Source organism: Shewanella amazonensis SB2B (genome assembly GCF_000015245.1).
GTDB lineage: Bacteria > Pseudomonadota > Gammaproteobacteria > Enterobacterales > Shewanellaceae > Shewanella > Shewanella amazonensis.
Map to the genome: position 1 here is coordinate 576,357 of NC_008700.1, position 23,574 is coordinate 599,930.

The window sequence follows — 23,574 nt, forward strand, 5'->3', positions numbered from 1 at the left end:
AAAATCCGCGCAAGATTGGCTCTGAGCTTTTGATTAATGTCACCCCCAACGAGGCCAGAGTGGCGCTCGTGGAACACGGGGTGTTGCAGGAAGTCCATATCGAGCGCCGGATGAAGCGCGGCCTCGTGGGCAATATCTACAAGGGCAAAATCAGCCGGGTTCTCCCTGGCATGCAAGCTGCCTTTGTTGACATCGGCCTTGATAAGGCCGCGTTTTTACATGCCTCCGACATCATGCCCCATACTGAATGCGTGGCCGATGTGGAAAAAGGCAACTTTGTGGTGCGCGACATCGCCGAGCTGGTGCGTCAGGGCCAGGACATCATGGTTCAGGTGGTAAAAGACCCCCTGGGAACCAAGGGGGCGCGTCTGACCACAGACATCACACTGCCTTCCCGTTATCTGGTATTTATGCCCGGCTCAGCCCATGTGGGTGTTTCCCAACGTATTGAATCGGAAGATGAAAGAACACGCCTGAAAGAAGCTACATTGCCCTTTGTTGACGAGGATGGCGGCTTTATTATCCGTACCGCGGCCGAAGGCGCCGGTGCCGAAGAGTTGGCACAGGATGCCGCCTTCCTGCGACGGGTCTGGGCCAAGGTAGCAGAGCGGCGCAAGCGTAAGGGCAGCTCACTGCTTTATCAGGATCTTGCCTTGCCGGTGCGCATCGTACGCGACTTTGTCGGGACAGATCTGGATCGTATTCAGGTGGACTCCCGCAGCACCTTCGAAGAGCTCAAGCATTTCGCCCAGGAGTTCATGCCGGAGTTTGAAGAAAAAATTGAGCTCTACAGCGGCAGCGTGCCCATCTTTGACCTCTACGATGTAGAAAACGAAATCCAGCGTGCCCTGGGGCGCAAAGTGGAACTCAAGTCCGGTGGTTACCTGATTATCGACCAGACCGAGGCCATGACGACTGTGGATATCAACACGGGCGCCTTTGTTGGCCATCGAAATCTTGAAGAGACCATCTTCAACACCAACCTTGAGGCGACCCAGGCCATTGCCCGTCAGCTGCGGCTGCGTAATCTCGGTGGCATTATCATAATCGACTTTATCGACATGCTCAGTGAAGACCACCGCCAGCGGGTGTTGTCCAGTCTGACATCGGCCCTGGCCCACGACAGGGTTAAAACCAATGTGAGCGGTTTCTCCGGCCTGGGGCTGGTGGAAATGACCCGCAAACGCACCCGCGAGAGTCTCGAACATGTGCTCTGCGGCGAGTGTCCTGCCTGTAAGGGCAGTGGTTATATGAAGACGGTGGAAACGGTCACCTACGAAATTTTCCGTGAAATCATCCGTCTCGATAAGGCCTATGATGCCGATGAGTTTTTGGTGTACTGCGCGCCTGCGGTGCACGCTTGCCTCAGCGGCGATGAGCACCACCATGTGGCTGAGCTTGAAGTCTATATTGGCAAGCGGATCCGGGTGCAGATGGAGCCCCTGTATGCCCAGAACAAATACGATGTGGTAATGGTCTAGTGGCAGCATTCTGGCGTCCGGCCTCACTGGGCCGGATTTGTGGATTAACGCTGGCAACCCTACTGGTGCTGTTTGCACTGGGGGTCAGCCTCATCCGCAGCCTGCTGCCGCAACTGGAACAAGCCCGCGACAGGGTTACTGATTATCTGTGGGAAAACTACCGCATTGAAGTCAAAGTCAGCCGTCTGGCGGCGGAGTGGCAAGCCTTTGGACCGTCATTGACGGTTGAAAACCTGATTTTACCCCCCCAGGAAGGGTTGCCGCTTACCCTGATTATCAAACGCACCGACATCAAGCTGGACTTCTGGCAAACCCTGATGAACCGCGAACCCACGGTGGAACATGTGGCCTTCGAGGGGGTGCAGATTGCGTTGGACCTTGACGCCATGGGGGGCTCTGGCCCGCAAGAGTCTGTGCCTGTCAGCAACGACACTACACGGGTAAAAGAGACCACCCGGGTAATAGATTGGTTGTCACCCTTGCTGCTGGAACAGCTACAGCAATTTGCCCTTACCGACGCCACTGTGCAGCTCAAGAGTAAATACCACGATTTCCGGCCCATCTACGTGGGCGATTTGCGCTGGCTGAATCTGGACGGCCGCCACCGGGCCGAAGGCTATGTGTATCTGGACGACAGGGCATCTGTCTCCGAGCGTTTGTCGCTGCAAATCGATTTTAAAGGCGATGGAAGTCAGCCGGAAAGCATTCACGGCCAGTTGTATCTGGCCGCCCGGGCGCTGGATTTGGGTGAGTGGGCAGCGCGCCAGCCCAATCCCTTCAACGAGGCCGAACCCTTACCCTTGGCCGGTGTCGTTAACTTTGAAGCCTGGGCGGATGTCGCCAATCTCAGTTTGATGTCGGCGCTGGTGCAGTTTTCACCTTCTTACGTGCAGTGGCCCGGCCTCGAAAATCAGCAGCGCTTTGCCGTCGATGGTGGCAGTCTTGTGTGGCAGCGACATGGCCGTGGCTGGTTGTTTGGCAGTGACAAGCTTGTGCTCAAGAGTAATGGTACGCTCTGGCCGGAGACCGGGATGGCCGCCATGTATGATGGCGTTGAGCTTAAGGCTAAACTGGATGCGTTGGATTTGGGTGCCCTGTCGCCCCTGGTCCCCCTTATCCCCGGGCTCACCATTGACGGTTTGAAAACCCTGCTTGCCCTGCACCCCCAGGGGCAGTTACAGGACATGCGCCTGCACCATAAGGCTTTGCCTGGCACAGCTGAGCAGGAAAGCGCCCGTCAATTAGCGATAAGTGCCGGGTTCAGTGGACTGGGATGGCAACAGGTGAGTCATATCCCGGGGCTTAAACAGCTCGACGCAAGCGTGTTTTTCGATGGCGAATTACTGCGGGCTTCTTTACCTGCCCAGACCCTTGAAGTCGACTTTGGCACCCAAGCTTTTAAAGCGCCGCTGGTTTTCCATACCCCGGGAATAGAGCTTGGGTATGACCTGAGCGAGAACGCATTGCTCGCCCCCTCGGTACAGCTCGAGAATCCCGATTTGGCAGTGGATGCCGCCATGAAAATGGTGTTCAGCCAACCGACTCATCTGGCGCTCTCCGCCGGTGTTGAGGTGCGGGACGCTGCCCGTGCTGGCTACTACTTCCCCCGAGCGGCCATGGGCAGCGATTTGGCCGATTATCTGGAAGGGGCGATTATCGCAGGTCGCACCCGCGATGCGGCCGTGGTGTGGAACGGGGCGCTCCAAGATTTCCCTTATCGGGACAACAGCGGCATTTTTCAGGCAGGCTTTGTGATGGACGAGGCCAATTACGCCTTCCAGCCTGATTGGCCAGCCGTTACTGAGTTGTCGCTGCGTGCCCTGTTTGAAAACCTGCGTATGGATATCTGGGTGGATGAAGGCAAGCTCAGGGCGGTGAATGCCGCCGGAGCCCATGTGTATATTCCCGAAATGAGCCACGAAACCGTATTACACGTGGAGGCGGCGCTTGCCACCACGGGGCCTGCGGCCACAGCAGTATTGCAGGCGTCTCCTTTGAAGCACTCAGTGGGCGCCGTGTTGGATGTGGTGAAGGTACAGGGCGCAGTAAAAGGGGATCTGGACCTGGTTATTCCCCTCTATCACGGCGGCAAGCCTGACATCCAGGGGCTGGTGCTCTTTGATGATACCCCTGTCTATCTCGATACCCCGGGGGTGCAGCTCAACCGCCTCAAGGGTGAACTCAGGTTTGCCAACGACAGAATTGAGGCCGAGGGGCTAAGTGCCCGCCTCTTTGGTCAGCCCCTCAGTTTGGATGTGTTTGGCGCAGATGATGCCAAAGGCTATAAAGTTGATACCACACTCAAGAGCGGCTGGGATCTGGCCTCCTTACCGCCTTCACTGGACAACCCCCTGAGTGATTTCTACGCCGGTGTGTTGGCCTGGCAGGGCTCTCTGGGGCTGACACTGCCCAGGGCCGGTGGTTTTAATATCGAGGCAGAAGCCGAGTCCAGCTTGCGCAACGCCGAGCTTAAACTGCCACCGCCCTTTGCCAAAAGCGTGGGCGTGCCCATGCCACTGAAGCTCACACTGCAGGGAAATGGCGAGGGGTTGGCGTTGGATGTGTTCCTGGATAACAAGGGGCACTTTGCCGGACATATACTGCCTTCGAGCGGTACCATGGACAGTTTTCTGCTGACCTTGGCTGATAGCCTGAACGCTCCGGAAGGGGGCGGTGTGTCCGAAAAAGTCAGCGATTCCCAACATTCCACCACTCCCGACAATCCAGGTGTTTCAGAAGGTGTGGGCGTCAGCACAATCACAGCGGCAGACGCCAATCCAACTCAGGCGAATCCTGAGTCTACTCCGGCAGAGAATGCGATACAGGGCTCTGAGCCCACAGTCCCACAGTCAGCCTCGGTATCGGCGGTGACTTCTCTTGCACAGAGCTCTCGTTCCGCTGCAGGGGGGCGCCTCGATGTTACCCTGCGCCAGGCGAGTTTTAATGACTGGCTGCCCATCATCATCGGATTTGTGGACTCAAGCACAGCAGTGCCCGCATCTGACAATGCCCAGCAAGTCTCTCCAGAAGCGCTGGTCAATCCTGAACCTCAATCCACGGGCTTCTTTCCAAAGCTCGAAGGTATCTTTGCCGATATAGGTCAGCTGACACTTTTTGGGCAGTCCCTCGCCGATGCGCAAATCTTTGCCCGTCCGGAAGATGGCCTGTGGCGCGTCAGCACCTATGCCAACGAGTTCAGTGGTGATATCGATCTCTTCCCCGATTGGCACCGCGGCGGCATTAAACTCAGGGCCAGTAAATTATATCTGTCTCCCGAGTTCACCGAGGCGGAGGCCGAAGCCAAGGTGCTGGGAGATGAACAGTTCAGCAGTAATCTGCCGCCTATCGCGGTGGATGTAGATGACTTTCGGCTCTACGACCGTGCCCTGGGGCACCTGGTGTTACAGGGGCAGCCCGAGCCGGGCCGCTACAATTTTCAAACCCTGTCACTCTCATCCGGCGCTGCTACCTTAAAGGGGCAGGGTGGCTGGTTGATGGACGTCAATCAAACCCGCATGGAGTTCAGTCTCAAGGCGGATAAGTTTGATGCCTTGGCGCAGCAGCTGGGCATTACCCCGGGTATCAAGGATTCGCCTTTGGATATCAGCGCCGAGCTCTTCTGGCAGGGGGCGCCCCACGAGTTTGACCTTGGCAGCCTCAGTGGAGGACTCAAGTTTGCACTCGGCAAAGGCAGCCTGACCGAAATCAGTGACAAGGGCGCCCGTATTTTCTCTCTCTTCAGCCTGGATTCGCTGCTGCGCAAGCTGTCGCTGGACTTCACGGACGTGTTTGGCAAGGGGATGTTCTATAACAGTTTTGCCGGCACCCTGGAGCTGGATAATGGCGTTGTGAAAACCCGCGACACCGAGATGGACGCCATCGCTGGCAATATGAAGGTACGTGGCTTTACCGACCTGACCACCCAGAGCCTGAACTACGACATTCGTTTTGTGCCCCAGCTGGCCTCCAGTGTGCCAACTGTGGTGCTGCTCAGTACCAGTGCCTGGACCATGGGTCTGGGTGCCTTTGCCCTCACCAAAGTATTGGAACCCGTGATTGAGGTGATTTCGGAAATTCGTTTCCGTCTCTCTGGCACCATGACAGACCCCATGCTCGAAGAGCTGGAGCGTAAGAGCAAAGAGATAGAAATTCCCGAGTCGGTACTGCCAAGGCCAAAAGAGGGTGAGGCACCAGCATCTTCGGCAGATGGCGCTGTGTCGGCGGAGCAAGGGGGCGTAGAGCAGGCACAGGCTGCGCAGTCTGAGCCAGGGCAACAAGCCCCTGAACAGGCAAAGCCTGACTCTGTGCCTCAATCAGCGCCCGTAAAAGATCCAGTGCCGGAGCCAACAGAAGAGCCGGAGTCCCAAATTCCTGAAACGCCCTCAGCCGCCGAGCCCGAACCTTCGTCGCAGTTGCCCGGCGCATCCGAGCCGGTACAATTGAGTCATTATTTACGCCATGGAGAAAAGCATGCAGGTCAGTTTGCTGCAATGCCAGAGCAGCCGGGATGTAGAGGCCAATCTGGCCTTTATCGAATCGCAGCTTGAGCGGTTGCCAAGAGTGCCCGGTGAGCCCCAACTGGTGGTGCTGCCCGAGTGTTGCTTGCTGTTTGGTGGTCATGAGAGTGAACAGCTCGCCTGGTCCGGCGAAGATGAGCCACTGAAACACGCACTGGCAGCACTGGCGGCCCGCTTCGGGGTATTTCTGGTGGCGGGCACTATTCCCGCCCGCAGTGGCGATGGCCGGGTTTATAGCCGATGCTATGTATTTGATGATGCCGGCAATGTGCTGGGGCACTATGAAAAAATCCACCTGTTCGATGTGGATGTGGCCGATGGCACCAAAACCTACCGGGAGAGCGACACCTTCTGTCCCGGTGAAAACCTGGTGGTGGTGGACACCCCCTTCGGTAAACTGGGTCTCGCCATTTGTTACGATGTGCGCTTCCCCGACATGTTCCGCGCATTGAGGCTGGCGGGCGCCGAGATAATCGCACTGCCTGCTGCCTTTACCAGGGTGACAGGGGAAGCGCACTGGGAAATACTGCTCAAGGCCCGTGCCATAGAGAGCCAATGCTTTGTACTGGGGGCCGCCCAGTGGGGCGCCCATAATACCGGCAGCCGTGAAACCTGGGGCCAGAGTATGCTGATTGACCCATGGGGTCGCACCCTGGCCGAGCTTGTCCAAGGCACAGGTTGGGTGCAGGCGAGGCTAGACAGGGACGAGTTGACCAGGGTACGTGCCGCCATGCCGGTGGTCAGCCATAACCGTTTTGCCGCCCCCGAGCTGCTGCCCACGAAAGCCGGTCAATAACTACAGAATTTTATTAGGGAAAAGAGAAACCAGATGCCGTTTTTAACCCAAGTTGAACAGAGCCTGCTCGCCAACAACCTGAGCCTGGATAACCTGGCCGAGTACCTCAAACTCATCCACAACCATAATGTGGACTTTTCTGATCTCTATTTTCAGGGCAGCAGGCATGAAACCTGGGTATTGGAAGACGGCATCATCAAAGAAGGCTCCTTCCACATCGAACGCGGTGTGGGAGTGCGTGCCATCAGTGGTGAGAAAACCGGATTCGCCTACGCCGATGAAATCACCCCGGCTGCCCTCGAAGCGGCAGCGCTGGCAGCACGCGGTATAGCGCAGGTCGGCAGCGATTATCAGGTCAAAGCCTGGAAACGTCAGGGCGCCAAGACCCTGTATGACAGCGCCGATCCTATTGCCGCCATGGAAGAAGCCACCAAAATCGCCATGTTGCGTCAGGCCGACGCCTATATCCGCAGCCTCGATTCCCGCATCATCCAGGTGGTGGTAAGCCTCTCTGCTGTGCACGAAGAAATCCTGGTAGCCGCAAGTGATGGCACCCTGGCGGCCGACATTCGTCCGTTGGTGCGGTTCAACTGTTCAGTGATTATGGAAGAAAACGGCAAGCGGGAGCGCGGCGGTGCCGGTGGCGGTGGCCGCCACGATTTTGCCCCCCTCTTTGCCAATGATGACACCGGCATGCCGGTGTGCTTTGCCTTTGCCCGTGAAGCCGTGCGTCAGGCGCAGGTGAACCTTAACGCTGTGGACGCGCCTGCCGGTGAAATGCCTGTGGTACTTGGACCCGGCTGGCCGGGCGTGCTGCTGCACGAAGCCGTTGGCCATGGTCTGGAAGGCGACTTTAACCGCAAAGGATCCAGCGCCTTCAGTGGCAAGGTGGGTCAGCAGGTAGCTTCCAAGCTGGTGACAGTGGTGGACGACGGCACCCTGCCGGGCCGCCGCGGCTCCCTCACCATCGATGATGAAGGCGTACCGGCCCACCGAACCGTATTGATTGAAAACGGTATCCTGAAAGGCTATATGCAAGACAAGCTCAACGCCCGTTTGATGGGAGTGGCGCCCACAGGTAACGGTCGCCGTGAGTCCTACGCCCATCTGCCTATGCCACGTATGACCAACACCTATATGACAGCCGGTAACGACAACCCAGCCGATATTATCAAGTCGGTGGAAAAGGGCATTTACGCACCTAATTTCGGCGGTGGTCAGGTGGACATCACGTCGGGCAAATTCGTGTTCTCGGCCTCTGAAGCCTACCTGATTGAAAAGGGCGAGATCACCCGCGCCATCAAGGGGGCGACCCTGATTGGCAACGGCCCTGAGGCCATGAGTCAAATCTCTATGGTGGGTAACGATCTCGAACTCGACAAGGGGGTGGGAGTGTGTGGTAAAGATGGCCAGAGCGTGCCTGTGGGTGTGGGCCAGCCAACCCTGAGACTCGATCGCTTAACTGTGGGCGGCACCGCCTGAGGCTCTGACAGTCATTCAGACGATATTGATTTAGTAGGGCGGTACTGATTGTTAAAGACGGTACTGTTTTTAAAGGCGATCTTGGGATCGCCTTTTTTGTTGGGCACTTTCCGTCACTCAAACTCTTCACAACATCCGGCAACTGACCCAGGTCAATTACCTCAGCGGAAAACTGCTCTAAGGTTGGCTCACATCTCCAATCGGAGAAACCTGCGCTCGCAGTAAACCAGGGCCAGGAAATATCAAAGTGAGGACATTGAGATGAGTTGTTGTGGTGCGTGTGGCGGACAAGCTGAGCAGAGTAAACCGGCAGATAAACCGGATGCCAAAGCAAACAGCGGTGAGACAGCCAAGGGCGATCCTGTGGATGCGGGGCAGGCTGCTCTGACTGAAATGCCGGAAGCTCAAAGCCCAGTGCAGGCTTATCGTCCGTGAACGAATTCGGGCATCAGCCACTAAAAAAGCCTGTCCATTGGACAGGCTTTTTTCATCGATAATTTTTCCTGATTACTCCACTCTCAACGCTTGGAGCCAGATTCCTTTACTGCGGCCTTAAGGCTTGAGCCCTGGAGTCAGGCAAACATTGAGAGAGGCTGATTCACCTGGATAACCAGTTTGCCGAAGTTCTTGCCCTCGAGGAGACCAATCAGCTGCTCGGGGGCGTTTTCCAGACCCTGCTCAATTTGCTCGCGGTACTGGATTTTACCCTCGGCCAGCCACTGGCTCATGTCCTGTTCAAACTCACCGTAACGGTGGCCGTAATCATCAAAAATGATAAAGCCCTGCACCTTGATGCGCTTGGTCAAAATCAGCCCCATCAGCAGCGAAAGTCTGTCTGGTCCGGCAGGCAGCTCGGTGGCGTTGTACTGGGAAATCAGGCCGCACACTGGAATGCGGGCATTGGTATTCAAGAGTGGTATAACTGCATCGAACACGGCCCCGCCCACATTCTCAAAGTACACGTCGATGCCATCGGGGCAGGCGGCGGCCAGCTCGGCAGCAAAGTTGGCTGACTTGTGGTCGATACAGGCATCAAAGCCAAGCACTTCAACGGCATGGCGACACTTGTCGGCGCCGCCGGCAATGCCTACCACCCGCGCGCCCTTGAGCTTGCCAATCTGGCCCACGGTAGCGCCCACAGGCCCTGTGGCAGCGGCCACCACTATGGTTTCACCGGCTTTGGGCGCGCCAATGTCCAGCAGGCCCATGTAAGCGGTAAAGCCGGGCATACCCATCACGCCAAGCGCATAGGAGGGATGGCTTGGGTTGGCGCCCAACTTAAGCAGACCTTCGGCGCCGGACACGGCATAGCTTTGCCAGCCCACGTTGTAGGCGAGTACCCACTCACCCACGGCAAAGTCAGGATGGTTGGACACTTCCACCTGGCAGACGGTGCCGCCAATCATCACTTCACCCAGGGCTACGGGCTCGGCGTACGACTTGGCATCGCTCATACGGCCACGCATGTATGGGTCAAGCGACAGGTAGATGGTGCGAAGCAGCACTTCACCCTGCTTGGGTTCGGGTTTGGCCAGGGTTTCCAGGCGGAAGTTATCGCTGGTGGGGGCGCCAACAGGGCGTGAAGCCAACACGATACGGCGGTTGATGGAATCAGTCATAACTCTATCCTTTACTTAAATTAGACCAGTCGTCTAGTGATTGTTTCAAAAAATCCGCTATCGAAATAGCGGCTTGGATTTGGGGCTATTCTAGTGTTTGGCTACCCGGCTCAGGCCGTTGGCTGTAATACCTGTCTGGTGGTCAGCAGTGCCTGCTGCAGGCTGGCATCGTCCAAACGTATCTTGTTCAGCAAACTGGCGCCAATCCACAGGTTGTACAGCTGCTCTGCTGTCTGGCGGCTATTACTGATGCTTATCTCGCCAGCAGTCCGGGCCTTTTCAAGACACTCGGCCACCCGCTCTATGATGCGATTGGTGCCAGTGAGGAGGGCCAGGCGCATGGGCTCGGATAAGTCTGATACCTCACCGGCAAGCTTGACTACCAGGCACTTTCCAGCCTGACCCTGACAGCTGTTTTGCTCGCTCCAATGCTGCCAGTAGTGCATCAGTTTTTGATACTGGTTACCCGGAGCCGTCTCCAGCAACTGGTTCAGTTGACGCAGGTACTCGCTGAAATATGCCTGGATAAGGGCTTCGCCAAACTGCTCCTTGGACTTGAAGTAGTGATAGAAGGAGCCCTTGGGCACCTCGGCGGTTTTCAGCAGTTCCGACAGGCCCACACCGGCAAAGCCTTTGTTGACCACCAGTTGGTAGCCTATGTCGAGTATGTGTTGCCGGGTGTCTTGGGTTTTGGTATTCATGACGGCGATAATAACGGCGATTAGACCAGTCGTCTAGTTTTTTGTGCCAATGGATCGCCGCTTCACTTTGAATGGCGTCTTCGGGGAGAAGGGATGGGTAGCCTTGTATGGGCAGTTTGCTATCCCTAGCTCAGGCTCATGTTTATCCGGCAGATGCGCCCTGTCGCGGCCACAGCTGGTGTTAATTTTTCTCCGGGCTGCGTCCAGGTGTTTCCTGTATTTTGCTCGTCTGAATGATGCGAACCTCCTTTTGCAGCATCCTTCGCAAAGGTTTAAAAATTCACCAAAAAAGATTAGGATCCTTGTGCTTACTGAGGTGCATGCGCGAGTGCTGAGCGGGTGTTGCCGCTTGGTTTTTCGTTGTGAAAGGCAAGGACTAACTGCATAGGACTGGCACCACTTGCCGGTGTGCGTTACAGGTCACGACCTGGAGCTGCGTATTGGTGCCTCAGAGAATGGAATGCTATCATCCGCCACTGGAATTAGAGTTAAAACTCTAGAGGTGTCAATGAAACCTATCACCACACTGGTTTGTCTGCCAAAAATGGTGTGTTCGTCCCGTCAGCGGACAAAACTTGCGCTTGTTGCGCAAAAGGGCCGTGTTGCTAAATCGGCTCTGTTTGCGACCGTGCTTGCGTCTTGCGCTGGTATGTCTGTGATAGCCACAGCTGCCCATGCCCAGAGTTTTGATGCGGCCTGGCAGCAGCTGCAACAGGTTAGCGATAAGCTGGCGGCCTCCAGTGCCAAGGTCGACCGTGCCCGGGCCGAGCGTGACGCCGGTGAAGACATGAATCTGCCGGAGTTGTCGCTCAATGGCAGCTATACCCGGCTGGAAAAACCGCTGGAGATGGATCTTCGGGATCTCAATCCTATGGCGTCTCTCGACCCCGCAAGCCTTCCGCCCGCTTTGGGTGCGGCCCTTGGCAGTATCCCCGGCGAACTCTTTATTACTCCTTTCACTGAGCAGGACATTTTCCGTGCAAGCCTGTCGGCGATGTGGCCCATCTATACAGGCGGTCGCATCAGCGCGGCCCAGGGTATACACGAGGCCCTGCTTGCCGAAGAAGAGCAGCAGCGTGAGCTGACCCGCCGCGAGCTATTTACCACTCTGGTGGACAGATACTACGGTGTGATGGTGGCGGCGGAGCTGGTCCGCACCCAGGATAAGTTGGTGGCGTCCCTCGAGAAACACGTCGATCATGCCCGCAAGCTTGAGGCCCATGGACAAATCGCCAAAGTCGAGCGCCTCAATGCCGAAGTGGCGCTGGATAACGCCAGAGTGCAGGCCTCCAGTAGTCGTCGTCAGTACGAAATGACCAATATCGCCCTGAAAAGCCTGCTGAAAAAGGCCGAAACACCTTCATCAGGGCTTTTTATTGCGCTCAGCGAGCCCTCACTGCCACAACTGGCGGAACTGACACAAAAGTCACATCCGGCACTCAAGTTACTGGATGCGAAGGAAACCCAGGCCAACGGGCTGATTGAAGTTGAGCGCGGCGCCTATAAACCGACGGTATTCCTTTACGGCAATTACACCCTGTATGAGGATGACAGCCTGTTCGCGAAAATGGAGCCGGACTGGATGCTGGGGGTCGGTTTTAAGATGCCGCTGCTCTCCCGCGATGGCCGCAGTGGCAAGGTCGAAGCGGCCCACAGCGCACTGTTGCAGGCCCGTCACACCAAGGCACAAACCCGGGAAGACTTGAGTCTGCTGCTGGAGCAGAGCTTTCGACAGCTTAGGCAGGCCGAAGAAGAATATCGTGCCCTCGACAGCTCGCGGGCGCTGGCGATGGAAAATCTGCGGCTTCGTGAACTTGCCTTTAACCAGGGCATGTCCACCTCCATCGAGCGGGTGGACGCCGAGCTGAAACTCACCGCCGTGGATACCCAGCAGCTGGGTGCCAAGTTTCGTTATGTGCAGGCCTATGCGCGCCTGATGGCCATCTCGGGCCAGTTGGATGAATTTATCGGTCAGGCCCAGCGAGCGTCTGCCACCATGGGAGAAAAACAATGACAGTCAATCGTTTGCTGGCAACGTCTGCACTGGTCGCGCTGGTGATTGCCCTCGGCTGGGGGCTGATGCTGGCTCACACTCCTGCCAAGGCCCCGTTGCAGGGGCAAATCGAAGCCCGTGAATACCATGTGTCTTCCAAGGTGCCCGGCCGCATCGAACAGGTGATGGTGCGCACCGGCGATACAGTGGCGGCAGGGGATTTGCTCTATGTGATTGACAGCCCCGAACTAAATGCCAAGTTGATGCAGGCCGAAGGGGGCCGGGATGCGGCCCGCGCCATGCAGCTTGAGGCCGACACAGGTGCCCGCAAGCAGCAGATTGCGGCCCAGAAAGAGCAGTGGCTCAAGGCAAAGGCCGGGTTGGAACTCGCGAAAACCACCTTCGAGCGGGTGGATAACCTCTTTAACGAAGGCGTGGTGCCACGGCAAAAACGCGATGAAGCCTATACCCAGTGGCAGGCGGCCAGATATACAGAGCAGGCGGCACTGGCTGTGTATCAGATGACAGAAGAAGGCGCCCGGGAAGAAACCAAGGCGGCAGCCGCCGGTAATGCCCGCATGGCCGAGGGCGCTGTGAAAGAAGTGAGTGCCATTCTGGCCGACAGCCAGATGCGCGCACCGCGGGGCGGTGAAGTGTCGGAAGTGTTGCTGCAATCCGGCGAGCTGGCGCCGTCCGGCTTCCCTGTGGTGAGTCTGGTGGACATGAACGACGCATGGGCAGTGTTCCAGCTGCGGGAAGACATGCTTAAGGATGTGAAAAAAGGTGAACTGAAACAGCTGTATATTCCAGCACTGGATATCAGCGCCGGGTTTAAGGTGAGCCACATAGCTGTGATGGGCGACTTTGCCACCTGGCGCTCCACCGAGAGTGGTCACGACTTTGACCTGCGCACCTTCAAGGTGGAGCTGGTGCCCCAGCACCCCATTGAAGGATTGCGGGTTGGCATGTCTGCCATTTGGGAATGAACCATGAAGACCCTGCTGCGCCGTGAGCTTGGTGCACTGTGGCAAAACCCCTGGCAACTGGCGCTGGTAAGTTACCTGCCCATTCTTGCCATGTTGGCACTTTGGTGGCTCTTCAGTGCCGCCTTGCCGAGGCAGCTGCCAGTCGCCATGGTGGATCTTGATAACAGCAGCCTGAGCCGTGAACTGGGTCGGCATATAGCCGCAAGCCCTGTCATCAGTCCCATCTCTTTCGCGTCATTGCCACAGGCCGAGGACGCCATGAACCGGGCCGAGGTCTATGCTCTGGTGGTGGTACCCCACGGGTTTTCCCGCGATCTGAAAACTGGTGCTCAGCCCACGGTGGATGTGCGATACAACGGCCAGTTTTTATTGGTGGGCAAACTGCTTGCCGCCAATTTGCAGCAAGCCATCGCCGATGCCATGAAGCCTCTGGCCTACAGCAAGCAGCTGGCTCATGGCGCCAATCCTCATCAGGCGCACATCAATATTGCCCCCATCGCCACCCAAACCACGGCGCTCTTTAACCGGAACAACAACTATGTGGGCTTTTTGGTGCCGCCGGTGTTGATTGCACTGTGGCAGCTCACGGCCATGTTGGTGTTTGCCAACGCCCTCAACCGCGAGTTGGAACCCTCGGCGCGGTGCGATTCTGTGGGCTTGCTGCCCAGGCTGGGCGCCAAGTTACTCTGCTATATGCCGCTGTTGATGTTGCAGGGGCTGTTTATCCATGCGCTGTTGTTTGGCTACTTAAAACTGCCGGTGGCTGCTTCGCCACTGTGGCTCATTCCTGCCATGCTGGCCCTGTTGCTTGCAGTATTTTTGATAGTGGCGGTGATATTTTTGCTGATGCAGGAGTCTGCCCGTGTCGTCAGTTTTTGCACCGCGCTCTTTGCTCCGGCGTTTGCCTTCATGGGAGTGACCTTTCCGGTTCAGGATATGCCGGCAGCGGCGCAGTATTGGCGTCTGCTGATGCCATCGAGCCACTATATCGACTCCCATATTGCTCTGGTGAGTTATGGCGTAAGCGGCATGGAGTTACTGGGTAAGAGTTTCACTTTTATGCCGTTTCTGCTGCTTCTGTTGCCCATTGCGCTGCTGGCACGCAAGGGGCTTAAGGAGGCGCAGTCATGACGCTGCTTCGGCTTATCCTTGAAGAGCTCAAAGCCATAGTCGCCGATAAGGCGATTGCCGTTACTCTGTTTGGTGGCGTGCTGTTTTATGCCTTGCTGTATCCCTTGCCCTATTTGAATCAGGTGCCCACCGAGCAGGCGCTGGTGGTGGTTGATCTGGATAATACCAGTCTGAGCCGGGAGCTTATCCGCCATGCCGATGCCAGCCCGAAAATCCGGGTGGCAAGGGCCGCCGGCAGTGTAGCCGAGGCGCAGCACTATATTGCCAGCGGCGACTTCCATGGTTTGCTGGTGATCCCTGCGGGTTTTAAACGTGACCTGCTGCTTGGTAAAGGGGCCACACTCAGCTATGGCGGTGACGCCAGTTACTTTTTGGTTTACTCGGCACTGGTGGAGGGCTTGGTAACGGCCGGTATGGATGCTGCCAGGTCGGTACAGCTGCTGGGTATGCTCAGCCGGGGCGAATCTTTTGCCGGTGCCAGCCTCAGTCTGTTGCCCATGCACCTGAATGCGGTGCCTGCCTATAACCCGGGCCTGGGTTACACCCCCTATGTGGTACCCGGCCTGTTCCTGCTGATTTTGCATCAGACGTTGCTGATTGGCACCGGGATACTGGGTGCTGGGCAATGGCGTAAAGCGGGCTATTGGCAGCAGGTGTCGTCGCTGGAGTTGTTGATAGGTCGTATTGCGGCTTTTGGTCTCATCTATGCAGCCCTCGGCGCCTTTTATATGGGGTGGTGCTATCACTGGTATGGGGTGAGTGTGCAGGCAGGGCTTGGGGATATCGCAGCCTTTATCGTGCCTTTCTATCTGGCGACCGCCGCGGCTGGTGTGGCCGCGAGCTGTCTTTTCCGCCGTCGCGATATGCCCACGCAGGTGATGCTGCTGGCCTCCATGCCGATACTGTTTGTCAGCGGTTTTGTGTGGCCGCTTTCTCTCATTCCCGAGCCTCTGGTCATGGCAGCCCAGACCATTCCGGCGGTGCCTGCCATCTTTGGTATGCTCAAACTCAATCAGTTGGGGACAGGATTCGACGGCGTCTTCTCTGAGTGGTTAACGCTTTGGCTGCTGGCACTGGTGTATCTGGCACTGGCATGGTGGGGCCTGGTTGTCAGGCAGCGGGAAGTGAATCAACTGAGTCCCCCAAAACAGGGGTAAGAAAACGCCCCGCATTGCGGGGCGCTAATCTGTCTGACGGCGTGGCAGTCTTCAGGACTCGGGAGTATTGTCCCGCAAGTACTTGAGGAGCTCCTTGGCAGCCTTGGACTCAAGACCTTTTTCCGCGTCTTTGCCGACTTCCTTGGCGGTTGCACGCACCATCTGACGCAGTTTCTGGCGGTCAAAGGTTGGGTGCTCCTCTACCAGTGCCTGGATCTCGCTGTCACCGTCGGCAAGCAAACGATCGCGAATTTTTTCAAGCACATGCTGACGGGCAGCCTGGTTGTTGTTTTTGTTGGCCAGCTTGTCCAGCGAAGCGACTATGGCCTCGGTGTCCAGGTTACGCATCAGTTTGCCAATAAATTGGATCTGACGGCGCAGGGCCTCACTGTTGGGTTTAATTTTTTTGGCTGCAGCCAGGGCATCCAGCAGGTCTTCTTCCAGATCCAGCTTTTCGAGCTGGCTCTTGCTCAGACCAAGCAGACGCTTACCCAGGTCCTGTGCAGCATGGGATTCCCGCTTGAAAGATGACTTGCTGACATAGTTTTCGTCATCATCATAGGGCTGTTTGAAATTCTCTGGATCGCCAACGACGTTCATTCGCTCAAAACCTCTCTACACGCAATCCGGCAATCTTACCATTAAGCAGGGGAAACTGCTGCCTCGGGCGCAGATTTTGTCTGCAAAGGGAGCACATTTGTGGATGTGATTTGCCACAGGGCTTTGTTATGCTTAGCCCCATCAGGCAGTGAACAAGAGCAAGACAGTGTCATCTAACAAAATTGAATTGGAATTGAACGCCCTCAAGGATGCCGTGGCCATGGCGCTGGATTACGCCAACACCCTGGGAACAGGCGCCGCCGAAGTGGCTATCAGCAAGCAACAGGGATTGTCGGTTTCTACCCGTCTCAAGGAAGTGGAAACCGTTGAATTCAATAAAGACGGTGCACTGGGGATCACGGTATTCCGCGATGGCTGCAAAGGCAGTTCATCCACCTCGGATTTAAGCCCCGAGGCTATCCGGCAGGCAGTAAAGGCCGCCGATGATATTGCCCGCTATACCTCCGCCGACCCCTGTAACGGTTTGGCAGAAGCCAGTTTGATGGCTAAAACCGTGGCTGATTTGGATCTCTATCATCCCGAGAGCCTGACACCGGAAGAGCTGACCGAACTGGCCATTCGCGCAGAGGCGGCAGCCCTTGACGCCGACCCGCGCATTAAAAATTCCGATGGCGCCAGCGCCAACGCCCATACCGGCATCAAGGTGTATGGCAACAGCCATGGCTTCCTCAATGGCTATTGCTCCTCACGTTACTCCTTAAGCTGCGTGGTGATTGGGGAAGAGGACGATGGCAACATGCAGCGGGACTACGATTACAGCATTTCCCGCAAATATGCCGAGCTGCTCTCGCCCGAGCTGGTGGGGCAGAAGGCTGCAGCCAAGACGTTAAGCCGCCTCGGTGGCCGCAAAATTGCCACAGGTACCATGCCAGTGCTCTTTGCCCACGAAGTGGCAACCGGCCTGATTGGTCATCTTATCAGTGCCATCAGTGGCTCCAGCCTGTATCGCAAATCAAGCTTCCTGTTGGATGGGCTGGACACCCAGGTGTTTCCCGAGTGGTTGAATATCCGCGAAGAGCCACACCTGCTGGCAGGTCTTGCCAGTGCCCCATACGACAGTGAAGGTGTGGCGACTGTGGACAGAGACATCATCAAGGACGGATTGCTCGCCACCTACCTGCTGACCTCCTATTCGGCCCGTAAACTGGGGATGACCAATACAGGCCATGCCGGCGGTATTTACAACTGGACCCTGAATGACACTGGTGTGGATTTCGATGCGCTGGTACGCCAGATGGACAAGGGGCTGATTGTGACTGAGGTAATGGGGCAGGGGGTGAACATGGTGACGGGTGACTACTCCCGTGGCGCCGCCGGATTCTATGTGGAGAACGGTGAAATCCAGTACCCGGTGGAAGAAATTACCATCGCCGGTAACCTCAAAGACATGTATCGCAGTATTCAGGCGGTGAGTCAGGACAGAGACCTGCGCTCTTCCATCCGTACCGGTGGTATTTTGCTGGATAGCATGAAGGTCGCCGGCAACTGAGGCTTTTAAGGCTAAGTGGTTTGTCGATGAAGCCCCGTTGATACGGGGCTTTTTATTGGCAGATATGTGGCGCCGGGAAACGGCAATAGCAAGAAGAGGGGGCGGATTTTAAGGCTGTTGACTCTCAGCCCCGGCAGAGTTTGCCTTAGTGGCTTTCTTTGCAGAGGCGGGAGAAATCCCGCCCTCAGGATGTAACACGGCCTTTCTGTACGCGGCTATGGTGCCATCGTGCATCATCTCGGTAAGCGCCTGTACCAATTGTGCGGCAACACTATTGGGTGCCGGTATTCCTGGCTGATTGGTTGCGGATACCGGCATGTCGGCCATAAAGTCAGGGTTGGCTATCCCTTGAAAATGTGGGCTTTTACGGGAAAAACCAAAGAACATGTTACGGGGCTTTTCACAGCAATCAGGGTGCAGTTTAAGGCCATCCCCCCCTTCCTGATGGAGGTAATACTCCAGGGTAAATTCATCATAAATAAAGAAGTCGCCCTTGTTGGCCCTGAGCATGGTAAAGGCCTTGGGGATATCCAGGTCCTGGGGGCGGCGCTGATTGAGTCCCTTGGGCAGACCACCAAGGTCGTAACTGCCGGGTGCCATCAAAAGCACCATCTTGTGGGGAACCAGCTCTTCGAGTTGTTTAATATCCGGTGCATTCATCCGGCTGATCCCTGTATAGCGCTCTGGCAGGCCGTTAGGGAAAAACCAGGCATATTTGGCACGCTTCGGAGTAAAGCTCAAGCTGGGGTAGAAATCGATATGGCCCAGCTCCAATTCGCGAATAATGCGGTTTTTCGGGGCACGGATTACGGTCAGGTCGCAGCCGATGCGCCTGGTTGCCTCCTCAAAGAGGGTGGCAAAAAGTCCGGTGTCCTTGGGCTCTGCGTGAATATAGGGCAGACGTTCGTTGGTGCGGTAACCCATGGTCAGCTCGCAGCCAATAGCGGGCACACTCAAGAGCAACAGCAAGAATATCGACAGTCTCACTTAGCACATCTCCTTGATTGCTCTCTTCTTTAGCTTCATGCCCGCATAAAAGTGACACAAAAATGTCGCGGGACAAAACAGAACCGTTCGGGTCTTTTCAGAAGTTTGATCTGGATCCCGGCGGCCATTGGTCTTATGCTTGGCCGGTTTTTAACCAAAGGAGCAATATCTGTGAGTAACCATCACGATCACGGCCGCGGCGACGTACGCGACAATGCCATTAAGGCGCTGGTGACCTCAGACCTGTTCAGGTCGAAGGTCGAAAAACCCAAAAAAGGCAAAGGGTCTTATCAACGTAAGGCGCGCAACCAGAAGGGGCATCAGCTTAAGGGCGATGCCCCTTTTGATTTAAGGGCGTTTGGCACGGTAAAAACAAAAAACGGGCATAAAGCCCGTTTTTTAATGTGCTGAATCTTAGTCTTCCAGGGCAACCAACTCGGCCCAGAGATCGTGCTCATCTGAGGCAACGATGCGGGCACGCACCATATCACCGGGAGTCAGCTCGGTTTCGCCATTGATAAACACCATGCCATCGATTTCAGGGGCATCGGCGTAAGAGCGGCCGATGGCGCCTTCTTCGTCAACGTCATCAATCAGAATGTCCAGCTCACGACCAACCAGACGGGCCAGACGCTCGGCGCTGATCTCGGCCTGCACTTCCATAAAGCGCTCGTATCTGTCTTCTTTCACTTCTTCGCTGATTAGCTCAGCCAGGGTGTTGGCCACGGCGCCATCCACCTCGGAATACTTGAAACAGCCAACGCGATCCAGACGTGCTTCACGCAGGAAGTCCAGCAGCATTTCGAAGTCTTCTTCAGTCTCGCCGGGGAAGCCCACGATAAAGGTAGAGCGGATCACCAGATCCGGGCAGATCTCACGCCATTTTTTGATGGCATCCAGCTGGCGGTCAACCCGGCCAGGGCGCTTCATCATCTTCAGAACGCGTGGGCTGGCGTGCTGCAGCGGCAGGTCGAGGTAAGGCAGAATGAGTCCTTCGGCCATCAGTGGGATCAAGTCGTCAACCCATGGGTATGGGTATACGTAGTGCAGACGCACCCAGGCGCCCATCTTGCCCAGCTGGCGCGCCAGGCTGGTGATGTCTTGTTTTACCGGCATGCCGTTCCAGAAGTCGGTGCGGCCATCTTTGTCTTTGCCGTAGGCAGACGTGTCCTGGCTCACCACCAGAATTTCCTGCACGCCGCTTTCTACCAGACGCTTGGCTTCATCGAGCACACTGCCTACGCCACGGCTGTCCAGATCGCCACGCAGGGCAGGGATGATGCAGAAGGTGCAGCGGTTGTCACAGCCTTCAGAAATCTTCAGGTAGGCGTAGTGCTTGGGCGTCAGCTTTACACCTGTCTGAGGGATCAGCGAGGTGAAGGGGTTGTGCTCTGGCTTTGGCACATACTTGTGCACGTGATTCAGCACGGCCTCATAGCTGTGGGGACCGGTAATTTCCAGCACATCGGGGTGCACTTCGCGAATTTGGTTTTCTTTGGCGCCCAAACAGCCGGTCACTATTACTTTGCCGTTTTCTTCCAGGGCTTCACGCACGGCGTCCAGCGACTCTTCCACGGCGGCATCGATAAAGCCACAGGTGTTTACAATCACCAGATCGGCATTGTCGTAGCTGTTGGTTACCTCGTAACCGTCGATACGCAGTTGGGTCAGAATGCGCTCTGAGTCCACCAGATTCTTGGGGCAGCCCAGGCTGACAAAACCGATACGGTTGCCCTGAATGGTGCCGTCGCTGGCCTTGGCTTCTGCTGCCAGTGTCTTGGCTGGGGTCTCGAGCGTGGTAGTCTGCTTGGGATCAAAAGTTTCGACTGTCTTGTTCAAAGTGCGCGTTCCGATATTGCGTGACGGGTTTGATTTACTGCGCTGGGCCCGATGCACAGTGGCCTCGGCTGTGGGCAGTAAAAAAGTGCGCGCGATTATACCGCAAGTGCCCGAAAGGTACAGGGTGTGTGGTGAAAATTTGTTCAGCAAAATAACGGAAAATTTTTTTGAAAAATTTAACCCTTTTTAAATTTTATGCCGTTTGTAACGTCAGACAGATTTGAAAACCAAGGAGAATCCCATGAAAAAAACTCTGACAGCCCTCGGCGTGAGCGCCCTGTTTGCCGTGACAGCCCAGGCTTCATCAGCACAGGCAAACGAGTTCCCCACCCTGGACACCACTGGGGTGGCCGAGCTGAAAGTGACGCCCGACACCGCGGTTATCTCGGTGGAAGTGGTATCAAAAGGTAAGGATCCCCGTTATGTAAAGGGCGCGTCTGACAAGGCGGTGGCCGGTTTTATCAAACGTTTGGAGGCCGCCGGTGTAAAGCGCGAACAGATTGAGAGTGCCAATCTCATCATCAATCCCGAGTACAAGTACCACAAAGATGCCGAGCCTCAATTGATAGGGTATGGCGCTAACCGCCGGGTCACTGTGCGTATCACTGATGTGTCCAGAGTAAACGAGATAGTGGACTCGGCGCTGACCGAAGGCATTAACCGGGTGGGCAATATCAGTTTTGAGCTCAGCGACGACAGCGCCGCCCGTGCCAAAGTGCGGGAGCTGGCAATTGCCGATGCCAAGTCCAAGGCCGAGTCCCTGGCCCAGGGCTTTGGCGCCAAAATTCAGGGGGTGTGGCATATTCGCTACTACGATCAGGGGCCGGTTCGCCCCGTGATGTATAAAGCAGCCATGATGGAGGCCGACAATGGGGTGGGGCAGAGCTATCAGTCCGGCGATATTACCCTGTCAGATAGGGTCGAAGTGACCTATCGCCTGAAAGACTGAGCTGAATTCGTTTGCTCTGGCGTAGGTGCGAACAGCAAAGAGAGTCGATACTGGCTCTCTTTATCTTTTAAAGCACAGGATTATTCGCTTAGCTTCAGCTGATAAAACGCCAAATCCAGCCAGCGGTTAAACTTGTAGCCCACCTCTTTTAACGTGCCGGCATGTTCAAAACCGAGCTTTTTGTGCAGGGCGATGCTGGCATTGTTACTGGCATCTATACCGCCCACCATCATGTGCAATCCGGCGTCCTTCGCCGCTTGAATAAGTGCCTGCATCAGCTTCAGCGCCACCCCTTTTCCCCTGTGATCCGAATGAACATACACAGAGTGCTCCACCGAGTAGAGGTTTGCCGGAAAGCCCCGGAATGGCCCATAGCTGGCAAAGCCCATCAAGTCACCCTTTTCATCAAAGGCGCCCAGCACAGGGTATAAACCTTCCTTTTGTGCAAACCAGGCTGCAATTCTTGCCATGTCCCTTGGCTCATATTCGTAGAGTGCAGTGGTGTTGGCGATGGCGTGGTTAAAGATGTGCTGAATGATGGCGCCGTGTTGTTCGAATTGGCAGGAAGCTATGTGCATAGTGGTAAGGAGTCAGTGAGAAGACGACCAGTATGCCAAGGGTGTAGTGCCCTTGCCAGCGTCTCGCCGGGCTATAGCTGTGCTGATGAAAGCCCCGAAGGTTGGAAGTACTGGCCTTACCATTGTACTTAACAATGCTGGATCATTTGATTAACACGGAGTGATTCGCTAGCTTTAGGGTTACATCATGTAGTTTGTGCCGTTTCAGGCTGCGTCGTTGGTGTCTGTGTCGCACGGTGCGCCGTGATTTGACTAACAAGATAAAGACAAGGAGCCCATTGTGAGCTTTATTGCAAAGACCTCGACCCTGATAATGGCACTGGGTTTGGCTACAGTGCCTGTGATTGGCAATGCCAAAAACGACAATGCCTTCGACAATGCCAACCCCAATGCATCCTTCCTGCGCTGTGGTACCAAGCAGCCCAGCATCCAGGAAGCCGAATTACGTGAAAAACATTTTCAAACCTTGAAGGCCGCCAAAGGTAAGCCCGGTGGCGGAGGCGGTGGCAGCACCTACCAGCCTCGCCCCAATGGCAGTGTAGCGGTTGACGTATATATGCACGTAATCACCGATAACAGTGGCAACGGTAACTTGTCTGCAGGTGCAATAGATGCCCAAATCAACGTGCTGAACGATGCTTATGCCAATACGCCCTTTACCTTTAAAGTGGCAGGTATCACCCGTACCGCCAACAACAGTTGGTACACGGCTACCCATGGTTCGACCGCTGAGAAGGAAATGAAGGCGGCACTGCGTCAGGGCGATGCTGCCGATTTGAACTTCTACACCAATAACATGGGTGGCGGCCTGCTTGGCTGGGCAACCTTCCCAAGCAGCTATTCCTCTGACCCGGTGAATGATGGTGTGGTAGTGCTTTACTCCAGCCTGCCCGGCGGCAGCGCCGCGCCCTATAACGAAGGCGATACAGGCACCCATGAAGTGGGCCACTGGCTCGGGTTGTATCATACCTTCCAGGGTGGCTGCAGCGGCAATGGTGACTATGTGGCCGACACTCCAGCCGAGCGCAGTCCGGCTTATGGTTGTCCGGTGAACCGCGATTCCTGCGCCGGTAACCGTTATCCTGGCCTCGACCCCATCACCAACTTCATGGATTACACCGATGACTCCTGCATGTATGAGTTTTCGGAAGGTCAGGCCAATCGCGCTGATGAGCTGAGCTTCATCTACCGGAGTCTTTAATCTTTGGAATAGTCAAAAGGCACCTCAGGGTGCCTTTTTTGTTGGAG

19 protein-coding genes are annotated in these 23,574 nt (G+C 56.0%); 13 read left to right on the plus strand and 6 right to left on the minus strand.

Annotated elements, in window-relative coordinates; genetic code table 11:
* The first annotated feature begins 14 nt into the window (after positions 1-14).
* The 5 genes from rng to SAMA_RS19565 all read left to right on the plus strand — a co-directional run bounded on the left by rng (position 15) and on the right by SAMA_RS19565 (position 8,711).
* Positions 15-1,481, plus strand: a complete 1,467-nt coding sequence (gene rng, locus SAMA_RS02525; RefSeq protein ID WP_041410050.1) for a ribonuclease G — start codon at positions 15-17, stop codon at positions 1,479-1,481.
* Positions 1,481-6,028 carry a YhdP family protein gene (locus tag SAMA_RS19720; protein WP_011758592.1) on the plus strand — a complete coding sequence of 1,516 codons (4,548 nt, stop codon included), beginning with the start codon at positions 1,481-1,483 and terminating at the stop codon, positions 6,026-6,028. Before rng ends, SAMA_RS19720 begins: the two co-directional genes overlap by 1 nt.
* The gene (locus SAMA_RS02540) at positions 5,952-6,794 is read left to right on the plus strand and encodes a carbon-nitrogen hydrolase family protein (protein ID WP_011758593.1); all 843 of its coding nucleotides are present in this window, start codon (positions 5,952-5,954) and stop codon (positions 6,792-6,794) included. The genes SAMA_RS19720 and SAMA_RS02540 overlap by 77 nt, the downstream gene beginning before the upstream one ends.
* 33 nt (positions 6,795-6,827) lie before the next feature.
* Complete coding sequence (gene tldD, locus SAMA_RS02545; protein WP_011758594.1) at positions 6,828-8,276, plus strand: metalloprotease TldD; 1,449 nt, start codon at positions 6,828-6,830, stop codon at positions 8,274-8,276.
* A 261-nt stretch (positions 8,277-8,537) separates the two neighbouring features.
* Entirely contained in the window at positions 8,538-8,711 is a 174-nt protein-coding gene (locus SAMA_RS19565; RefSeq protein ID WP_157608292.1) for a hypothetical protein, read from the plus strand.
* 137 nt (positions 8,712-8,848) lie between these two features.
* Here the strand turns inward: SAMA_RS19565 and SAMA_RS02550 are convergent, their stop codons facing one another.
* Positions 8,849-9,895: an NADP-dependent oxidoreductase gene (locus SAMA_RS02550; RefSeq protein WP_011758595.1), complete on the minus strand. Its 1,047-nt coding sequence runs from the start codon at positions 9,893-9,895 to the stop codon at positions 8,849-8,851.
* Positions 9,896-10,005: 110 nt separating this feature from the next.
* Positions 10,006-10,596, minus strand: a complete 591-nt coding sequence (locus SAMA_RS02555; RefSeq protein WP_011758596.1) for a TetR/AcrR family transcriptional regulator — start codon at positions 10,594-10,596, stop codon at positions 10,006-10,008.
* Positions 10,597-11,056: 460 nt separating this feature from the next.
* On the opposite strand from SAMA_RS02555, the gene SAMA_RS02560 reads away from it, so the two are divergent.
* From SAMA_RS02560 to SAMA_RS02575, 4 genes are read left to right on the plus strand one after another with little or no spacing between them, the layout of a single operon-like run.
* Positions 11,057-12,610: a TolC family protein gene (locus SAMA_RS02560; RefSeq protein ID WP_011758597.1), complete on the plus strand. Its 1,554-nt coding sequence runs from the start codon at positions 11,057-11,059 to the stop codon at positions 12,608-12,610.
* Entirely contained in the window at positions 12,607-13,575 is a 969-nt protein-coding gene (locus SAMA_RS02565; RefSeq protein WP_011758598.1) for an HlyD family secretion protein, read from the plus strand. The genes SAMA_RS02560 and SAMA_RS02565 overlap by 4 nt, the downstream gene beginning before the upstream one ends.
* A 3-nt stretch (positions 13,576-13,578) precedes the next feature.
* Positions 13,579-14,706, plus strand: a complete 1,128-nt coding sequence (locus tag SAMA_RS02570) for an ABC transporter permease (RefSeq protein ID WP_011758599.1) — start codon at positions 13,579-13,581, stop codon at positions 14,704-14,706.
* Positions 14,703-15,863 carry an ABC transporter permease gene (locus SAMA_RS02575; RefSeq protein ID WP_011758600.1) on the plus strand — a complete coding sequence of 387 codons (1,161 nt, stop codon included), beginning with the start codon at positions 14,703-14,705 and terminating at the stop codon, positions 15,861-15,863. The genes SAMA_RS02570 and SAMA_RS02575 overlap by 4 nt, the downstream gene beginning before the upstream one ends.
* 51 nt (positions 15,864-15,914) lie before the next feature.
* Here SAMA_RS02575 and yjgA read toward each other — a convergent pair whose 3' ends face one another.
* Positions 15,915-16,463 (minus strand): ribosome biogenesis factor YjgA, encoded by a 549-nt coding sequence (yjgA, locus tag SAMA_RS02580; protein ID WP_011758601.1) that lies wholly within the window; start codon positions 16,461-16,463, stop codon positions 15,915-15,917.
* 166 nt (positions 16,464-16,629) lie between these two features.
* Here yjgA and pmbA point away from each other — a divergent pair, with 166 nt between their 5' ends.
* Positions 16,630-17,973: a metalloprotease PmbA gene (pmbA, locus tag SAMA_RS02585; RefSeq protein ID WP_041409649.1), complete on the plus strand. Its 1,344-nt coding sequence runs from the start codon at positions 16,630-16,632 to the stop codon at positions 17,971-17,973.
* A 108-nt stretch (positions 17,974-18,081) separates the two neighbouring features.
* On the opposite strand, the gene SAMA_RS02590 is transcribed toward pmbA, so the two are convergent.
* Positions 18,082-18,960 carry a substrate-binding periplasmic protein gene (locus SAMA_RS02590; RefSeq protein ID WP_011758603.1) on the minus strand — a complete coding sequence of 293 codons (879 nt, stop codon included), beginning with the start codon at positions 18,958-18,960 and terminating at the stop codon, positions 18,082-18,084.
* Positions 18,961-19,095: 135 nt separating this feature from the next.
* Here SAMA_RS02590 and SAMA_RS02595 point away from each other — a divergent pair, with 135 nt between their 5' ends.
* Positions 19,096-19,371, plus strand: coding sequence for a ribosome alternative rescue factor ArfA (locus SAMA_RS02595; protein ID WP_049757764.1), 276 nt, complete (start codon positions 19,096-19,098; stop codon positions 19,369-19,371).
* Positions 19,372-19,374: 3 nt separating this feature from the next.
* On the opposite strand, the gene rimO is transcribed toward SAMA_RS02595, so the two are convergent.
* Entirely contained in the window at positions 19,375-20,799 is a 1,425-nt protein-coding gene (gene rimO / locus SAMA_RS02600; protein ID WP_041409650.1) for a 30S ribosomal protein S12 methylthiotransferase RimO, read from the minus strand.
* Positions 20,800-21,040: 241 nt separating this feature from the next.
* Between rimO and SAMA_RS02610 the strand changes: the two genes are divergently transcribed.
* Positions 21,041-21,748 carry an SIMPL domain-containing protein gene (locus SAMA_RS02610; RefSeq protein WP_011758606.1) on the plus strand — a complete coding sequence of 236 codons (708 nt, stop codon included), beginning with the start codon at positions 21,041-21,043 and terminating at the stop codon, positions 21,746-21,748.
* An 80-nt stretch (positions 21,749-21,828) separates the two neighbouring features.
* Here SAMA_RS02610 and SAMA_RS02615 read toward each other — a convergent pair whose 3' ends face one another.
* Positions 21,829-22,326, minus strand: coding sequence for a GNAT family N-acetyltransferase (locus SAMA_RS02615; protein WP_011758607.1), 498 nt, complete (start codon positions 22,324-22,326; stop codon positions 21,829-21,831).
* A gap of 280 nt (positions 22,327-22,606) precedes the next feature.
* Between SAMA_RS02615 and SAMA_RS02620 the strand changes: the two genes are divergently transcribed.
* Entirely contained in the window at positions 22,607-23,527 is a 921-nt protein-coding gene (locus tag SAMA_RS02620) for a zinc metalloprotease (RefSeq protein ID WP_011758608.1), read from the plus strand.
* Positions 23,528-23,574 lie beyond the last annotated feature (47 nt).